General features: G+C 41.3%; 5 protein-coding genes. All 5 read left to right on the top strand.

Annotated elements, in window-relative coordinates; all coding sequences use genetic code 11:
* The first annotated feature begins 37 nt into the window (after positions 1–37).
* Positions 38–1,660 (top strand): beta-N-acetylhexosaminidase, encoded by a 1,623-nt coding sequence (locus BY457_RS16260; RefSeq protein WP_258176772.1) that lies wholly within the window; start codon positions 38–40, stop codon positions 1,658–1,660.
* A gap of 164 nt (positions 1,661–1,824) precedes the next feature.
* Positions 1,825–3,888 carry a PAS domain S-box protein gene (locus BY457_RS16265; protein ID WP_106154385.1) on the top strand — a complete coding sequence of 688 codons (2,064 nt, stop codon included), beginning with the start codon at positions 1,825–1,827 and terminating at the stop codon, positions 3,886–3,888.
* Positions 3,889–3,942: 54 nt separating this feature from the next.
* Positions 3,943–5,394, top strand: a complete 1,452-nt coding sequence (locus BY457_RS16270) for a sigma-54-dependent transcriptional regulator (protein ID WP_106154386.1) — start codon at positions 3,943–3,945, stop codon at positions 5,392–5,394.
* Positions 5,395–5,584: 190 nt separating this feature from the next.
* Positions 5,585–6,409 carry a sensor histidine kinase gene (locus BY457_RS16275; RefSeq protein WP_219885174.1) on the top strand — a complete coding sequence of 275 codons (825 nt, stop codon included), beginning with the start codon at positions 5,585–5,587 and terminating at the stop codon, positions 6,407–6,409.
* 79 nt (positions 6,410–6,488) lie between these two features.
* Complete coding sequence (locus BY457_RS16280) at positions 6,489–7,202, top strand: Hpt domain-containing protein (RefSeq protein WP_106154388.1); 714 nt, start codon at positions 6,489–6,491, stop codon at positions 7,200–7,202.
* Positions 7,203–7,278: the final 76 nt, after the last annotated feature.

The raw sequence follows: 7,278 nt of genomic DNA on the forward strand, positions 1-7,278 counted from the left end.
ACATTTGAATTCAGACTGTAAAAATAGAAAAATGATTATGGATTTAAGAAATTCTGTATTAGCAACCTTTTTGTCGGGTGTCCTTATGTTGACAACAAGCTCCTGCAAAGAAACCTACCCCCCTACCAATCTCACACAACATAGTGTTATTCCTTTACCTGCATCTGTGATGGCTACCAATCAGACCTTTGTTCTTGACGAGGAGGTGTCTATCCGCGTGGAGGAAGGAGACGAATCGTTTAAAAATGAGGCGCTTCGACTGGCTGAAATGCTCAGGAATGCCACCGGCCATGATTTTGAGGTAGAGGAGGCAGACAAGCCGGCCTGGTTTGGGAATAGCATTATGATTAAAAAGGCGGCTGAAGGGCAACCTTTACCGGCATCTGGTTATGTGTTGGATATTCAGGAAACACAGTTGTCCATAACAGCTTTATCTGCGGAAGGGGTTTTTTATGGCATTCAGACACTTAGGCAGATACTTCCTTCCCAGGTAGAAAAAACAGGAGAACTTCAATCACCGGTTTTGATACCCACTGGGATTATCCGCGACTGGCCTCAATATGAATACCGGGGGATGATGCTGGATGTGGCCCGCCATTTTTTTGATGTGCCTGCCGTTAAAAAGGTCATTGATTATCTGGCATTATACAAAATTAATACACTTCACCTGCATCTTTCAGATGATCAGGGATGGCGCATTGAAATTGAGTCATGGCCTAATTTGACTACTCATGGAGGCAGTACTGAAGTTGGTGGTGGTGAAGGAGGCTTTTTTACCAAGGAAGATTACAAGGAAATTGTAGCGTATGCAGGAGATAAGCATATTACTATTGTACCTGAGATTGATATGCCGGGACATACCAATGCGGCTTTGGCTTCCTATCCTGAATTGAATTGTGATGGAAAGGCCACTGAATTATATACCGGAATGAAAGTTGGTTTCAGTACCTTATGCACCGACAAAGAGATTACTTATGAGTTTGTGAATGATGTAGTGCGTGAAATTGCAGAGATGACTCCGGGCCCCTGGTTTCATATTGGTGGGGATGAATCTCATTCAACGGAGCAGGAGGATTATGAATATTTTATGAGTCGTGCCCGGGAGATTGTCAAGTCCCATGGGAAGCAGATGATTGGCTGGGACGAAGTGGCTCATGCCGATTTGGATGAAACAGATGTCGTGCAGTTTTGGGCGAAAGAAGAGAATGCTCTTCTTGGCGTTCAAAAAGGGGCTAAATTATTGATGTCTCCTTCCAAACATGCCTATATCGATATGAAATATGACGAAAATAGTCGCCTGGGACTGGATTGGGCCGGGCCTTCCGAAGTGGATGATGCTTACAACTGGGATCCCGTGCACCTGGTCGAGGGAATTGAAAAAGTAGATATATTAGGAGTGGAGGCTCCTTTGTGGGCTGAAACGATCGAAACGCTGGATGATATTGAATACCTGATGTTCCCGCGGATTCTCGGGATTGCAGAGATCGGTTGGACAGCTACCGAAAACAGAAGATGGGATGAGTACAGAGTCCGTCTTGGTCAACACCGGGATCGGATGAAAGCTATGGGTATCGATTTTTATGAATCTCCTCTGGTTCCATGGCAAGAAGAAGCGAGCTTCTTTATGGATATTGAAATGACCGGTGAGGGGGATGAGTGATTTGCTGTGGTATTAATATAAATCAGGCCCGGGGAAATTATTTCCCGGGTTTTTTTATGTCCAAAAACTGTAAAAGTGTTAATTTGAATAAAAAGCAAGGAGTTTTTTGTTAAGAAAGTAACCAAAACTTTCTTAAAGGCGTAAACTTTTTTTTAAATGTAGGGATGGACTTTAATTTTAAAAGATTTAGAAGAATATTTGAGAATGCTCCTTTGGGCATTTTTCTGACAACAGGGGGAGGTCAGTTTGTTGACTTAAATGAGAGACTGGCAACCATTCTTGGATATGACTCTGTTGATGATATAAAGCATCATGTCAGGGATATTGGAACCGATTTGTATCTGAATGTATCAGATAGAAGAGAAATACTGCGGAAAACTGAAGCAGCTACAGGAATTATTGTTGAGGAGGTTCAGTTCAAAAAGAAAGATGGAAAAGTAATATTTGTCAGGTTGTCTATATCAAAATATCGGGAGGAAAGGTCTGGAGACTCTGTGCTGATAGGGATGGTGGAAGATATTTCTGAAAACAAAGCCCTTGTGAGAAAACTTGCAGAGCGGGAGAACTTGTTGTCTAGTATTGTAAATAGTCTGCCTTTTGAATTATGGGTTTTGGATCTACAGGAAAAAGTCATTAGTCAGAGTGCCTTTTCTAAAAGGAAATGGGGTAGTTACACAGGTAAAAAGGTAAAGGATTTTCTCTTGAATGAGAATCCGGGAGTTGACTTAGGGGAGTTTATTTTACAAGCGTGGCAAGGGGAGTCTGTTGATATTGAAAAGGAGATAAGGTTAAAGGGGAAAAGTAAGTTTTATCGATTTTTATTGACCCCTTTGCGGGATGGAGGTGTTGTTAATGGTGTGATTTTAATTGGTCTTGATCAAACAGAGCGGGTGACAGCGCAAAGACGGGTGTTGGCTATACAAAAATTTCTGGAAACGGTTATCAATAGTGTTCCTGTCCGGGTTTTTTGGAAAAGTAAAGATTTGGTTTATCAGGGAGGTAATGCAGCATTTCTGAAAGATGTTAAGCTGGATAAGGAGGAGGAATTAATTGGTAAGACAAATCATGACTTTTTCGATGCCAAAGAGTTGATCTTTTTTCAGAAGATATTTCAGGATGTGATAACCAGTGGAAGGCCGATGCTTAATTTTAAGGCATGGTTAAATGCACGTACCGTTTCAGGAATATATATACTGGCCAGTGTAGTTCCTCTTTTTTCTAAATCAGGAAATGAGGTTACAGGTGTGCTTTGTTGCTACCAGGACATTACCCTCATGAAAAAGATGGAAGAAGAGTTGTTGGTTCATCGTAATGATCTTGAGAGGCTGGTAGATGAAAGAACCCGTGAACTGGATCAGTTAAATGAAGAACTGATGAGTTCCAATGAAGAATTATCTACCTTGAATGAAGCACTTTCCAGACAAAAGGAGGAACTGGCAGCTACACTTGAAGAGTTAAAGCGTACCCAGGACAAATTGATTCAATCTGAAAAGATGGCTTCTTTGGGAATTGTGTCCGCAGGGATTGCCCATGAGATCAACAACCCGCTGAACTTTATAAGTAGCGGCACTCAGGGAATTGAAGTCGTAATGAAAGAAATCGATCTGTTGTTTCAGGAGATGTTTTTGGCAGGAGAGATAAAGAATGTTGAGAAGTCATTACAGCTGAGGGATCTCTTTCGAGATATGAAGCAGTTAATTATATCCATGCATACAGGCGTGGAGCGAACGTCCGAAATTGTTAAAGGGCTTCGCGTTTTTTCCCGAATGGATCCTGAAAAGAAAAGTTTTGCTGATGTGCATGAGTTGATAGAGGTTGCGTTAACCATCCTGAGGAATAAGTATAAAAATCACATTACGATTGACCGCAAATTTGGAGAGATTCCGAAAATCAAATGTTATCCCGGAAAGTTGAGTCAGGTCTTTTTGAATTTATTGATGAATGCGATTCAGTCGATTCAGGAGAGGGGGTCGATTGAGGTATCAACAAGCATGAGAAATGATGAAAAACAAATCATGATTGTCATTAGTGATGATGGAGATGGAATACCGGATCAAATTAAAAACAGAGTTTTTGATCCTTTCTTTACGACAAAAACGGTGAATGAGGGAACCGGTATGGGGCTTTCGATTGTTCACTCAATCATATCAATGCATGGTGGAGAGATAAATTTTGAAAGCCTTGCAAACAAAGGTACGATATTTCGTGTTTTGTTACCGGTTGAATAGATTTTTGATTCGGTGTGTGAAAGAAAAAGGTAATATTTAGCGACAGGCGAGGAGATGGAAAAGATTAAGATATTATACATAGATGATGAGCCGGATAACTTGTTGACTTTTAGGTTGAGCCTGAGGCCCTGGTTCGGGATTGTTGTCGCTTCCAATCCGTATGAAGGGCTGAAGCTTGTTGAGGATCCAGAGGTTTCCGTGCTTATTACCGATCAGCGGATGCCCGGAATTACCGGATTGGAATTGTCGCGTAAGGTGATGCAATTTCGTCCGGAGATTCCCATTGTTATTTTAACCGCCTATGATGACAGTGAAGCAATGCGCGATGCCATAAGTCTAGGTGGTATCTTTAGATATGTGCTGAAGCCGTGGAGTATTGAGGAATTAAAACAAACCATTTACAATGCACACGAAGCTTTTCTTTTGCGCAAGGAAAATAGTCTGTTGGTTCAGGATCTAACAGAGAAAAACAAAAAACTTCATTTCGCACTGGATAAAGTTGCCAGACTGAAAGAGGCTCTGGAAGAAGAAAAGATAATGCTGAAAGAAGATTTTTCAGGAATGGTGCAGCCGGGTGAAATTGTTGGAAAAAGTAAAGCCATGCTGAAAGTCTTGAAGGAGATTGAGTGTGTGGCGAAATCTGATGCTTCTGTATTGTTGATTGGAGAAACAGGGACTGGTAAGGAGTTGTTTGCAAGGCTGGTGCATAAATTGAGCAGGAGAAAAGAGGAGGTGATGGTTAGTATTAATTGTGCTACCCTTCCGGAGCCTTTGGTCGAAAGTGAATTGTTTGGCTATGAAAAAGGGGCCTTCTCCGGAGCGATGAACTTAAAACATGGTAAGTTTGAGGTGGCCAACAAAGGAACCCTTTTCCTTGATGAGATAGGGGAATTGCCACTCAATCTTCAAACCAAACTTTTGAGGGTGCTTCAGGAAAAAGAGTTTGAACGTCTGGGAGGAAATAAAATAATCAAGACAGATTTTCGATTGGTCTCGGCCACCAACAGGAATATTGATGAGGAAGTTAAGAAATCAGCTTTTCGAAGTGATCTGTTTTATCGGATTAATACCATCCCCATAGTACTTCCACCTTTGCGTGACAGAATAGAAGATGTGCCTTTTTTGGTGGAGTTCTTTGTGAATCGATTAAACAGGCAAACCGGGAACAAGATAAATTCGATTCCCCGCCGTACGATGGATAAACTGATGGCTTACCATTGGCCCGGCAATGTAAGGGAGTTAATGAATGTTGTAGAAAGGGCACATATATTGAGCCCGGGCCAGAAATTAATAGTAGGGGATAATTTTAAAACGATAGTTGAGGATGGGGATGATTCTGAGTCTTTGATGTCTCTTGAAGAGATGGAAAAGAAGTACATCCTGAAGGTTCTGCGATTGACCAACTGGAAAGTTCGGGGCAAAAAAGGAGCCGCTGAACTTCTGGGGTTAAACCCTAATACATTGGATTCAAGAATGAAAAAAATTGGAATAAAAAGGGACAAGTAATTACTGTCTTTTTTAGTTAGTAAAACCACGATATTTCGGATAAAAAACGAAATATCGTGGTTTTTTGTGTTTTAAAGTGATTGCTATTGTTGTTAAGGGGTTGTTGTTTAGCTTTTTGTCTTGCCTGGCATCTCGGTTGATAAGGGAGATGCAGGAATCTTGTGAATACGAATGTTAAACGACAATGAATTTGAACTTCAGGAATACCAATGGCGATAATTTTCTTGCTGCTTGGCAAGATTTCAGTGAACGTGAAAAGACAAAGGAGAGTCTCTGTGATGTAAAACAGCAACTGGAAGAGGCTCAGAAAGAATTGGAGAAAAGCAATCGTCTGAAATCAGCGTTTCTTTCCAATCTGAGTCATGAGGTGCGAACCCCGATGAATGGCATTCTGGGGTTTGCAGAGTTACTTAAAACACCCGATTTGGACATTGAAGAAAAGGATATCTATCTGAATATAATTATTCAGAGTACAAATCGATTGCTGTCTGTGATAGATGATATTCTTGTTGTTTCAAAGTTGGAAACCGGGCAGGTGCAGATTCAATACTCACAGGTGGATCTGCCTGCTTTATTCGAAGAACTTCGGCTCTCATTTGCTCCTTTTGCCAATGAAACTGAGAATGAATTGTCGTTTTCTCTTGACAGTGGCCTTCTTGACAAATCCTTTCAGAGTGATGCCAGTAAGCTGACGCAGGTATTGCATGCCCTTATTCATAATGCTCTTAAGTTTACGGATAGTGGTCTGGTAAAAATAGGAGGCATAAGAGAGGGAAATTGGATTTGTTTCTCGGTAGATGACAACGGGCCGGGTATTGCCAAAGAGGATTTGGAGAGGGTATTCCTGCCTTTTGAAAAGGTTCCTATGCAATCATACCATAGTCAGAACGGTCTTGGGCTGGGACTCTCGGTCTCCCGAAGGTTGGTGGAGTTATTGGGAGGCAGACTTATGGTTCAATCTTCCTCAGGAACGGGTTCTCTTTTTCAGTTTCGGATTCCGTTGAAATTCCAATAAAAGTAAAACCAAACATTGTGGGATGGGTGATTAAAGGAACGTTTGGTACCCCTCCCTTTTGATACATTTTAGGTTATTTATGGATAATAATTTTGAACAATTTAGAAAGCGGTTTAAAGAGGAGGCATTTGACCATATTGTCGATATGGAAGAGGCTCTCCTGGAATTAGAGAAGAATCCACTGCAGAATGATTTGGTAGAGAAAATTTTCAGGGCTATGCACTCCCTGAAAGGTGGCGGAGGTATGTTTGGTTTTGATAAAATTAGTGAATTTACTCATGATCTGGAGACGATATATGACCTGGTCAGGCGCGGGGATCTTGAGGTTTCAGATGAATTGATTTCATTGACATTAAAATCGGTTGACCTTTTAAGAGTTTTGTTGGACGAAAAGAAAAGTGAAAGTGTCGAAATCGATATCCGAACCAAAGCTGTAAAACAAGAGATCGCTGTATTTGCAGGAGAGGGGGCAAAGAAAATAACCTCTCAGGTTGGGATGGAGAGTGAGGGGAATCCGCAGTCAGAGGGGAATGGAATGGTGACTTATTTTATCCATTTCACGCCTGGCCCTGATGTGTTGGAAAACGGAACTAAATTGTTGTATTTATTGGATGAGTTGGCATCTCTTGGAGCAGTGGTGACTTTCCCTGGGACGGGTAAAGTTCCATATTTTCAGGATGTTGAGCCAACGAAGTGTTACCTGCATTGGGATATTATTCTCTCTACAAGTAGTTCTTTCCAGGAGATTTGTGATGTTTTTATCTTCGTTGAAGAGTATCCACCCCAGCAATGACATCTTTCCTGGCATGATCCAGACGCCTACCTTTGTCAAAAAAAATCATGCAACACAGAAAATCTTTAAACCAGAG

It is taken from the genome of Marinilabilia salmonicolor (genome assembly GCF_003003035.1).
Lineage (GTDB): Bacteria > Bacteroidota > Bacteroidia > Bacteroidales > Marinilabiliaceae > Marinilabilia > Marinilabilia salmonicolor_A.

Bases quoted from the DNA above. Each gene is read 5' to 3' on its own strand.
- BY457_RS16260 (WP_258176772.1), top strand. From the start codon at position 38: ATGGATTTAAGAAATTCTGTATTAGCAACCTTTTTGTCGGGTGTCCTT.
- BY457_RS16265 (WP_106154385.1), top strand. From the start codon at position 1,825: ATGGACTTTAATTTTAAAAGATTTAGAAGAATATTTGAGAATGCTCCT.
- BY457_RS16270 (WP_106154386.1), top strand. From the start codon at position 3,943: ATGGAAAAGATTAAGATATTATACATAGATGATGAGCCGGATAACTTG.
- BY457_RS16280 (WP_106154388.1), top strand. From the start codon at position 6,489: ATGGATAATAATTTTGAACAATTTAGAAAGCGGTTTAAAGAGGAGGCA.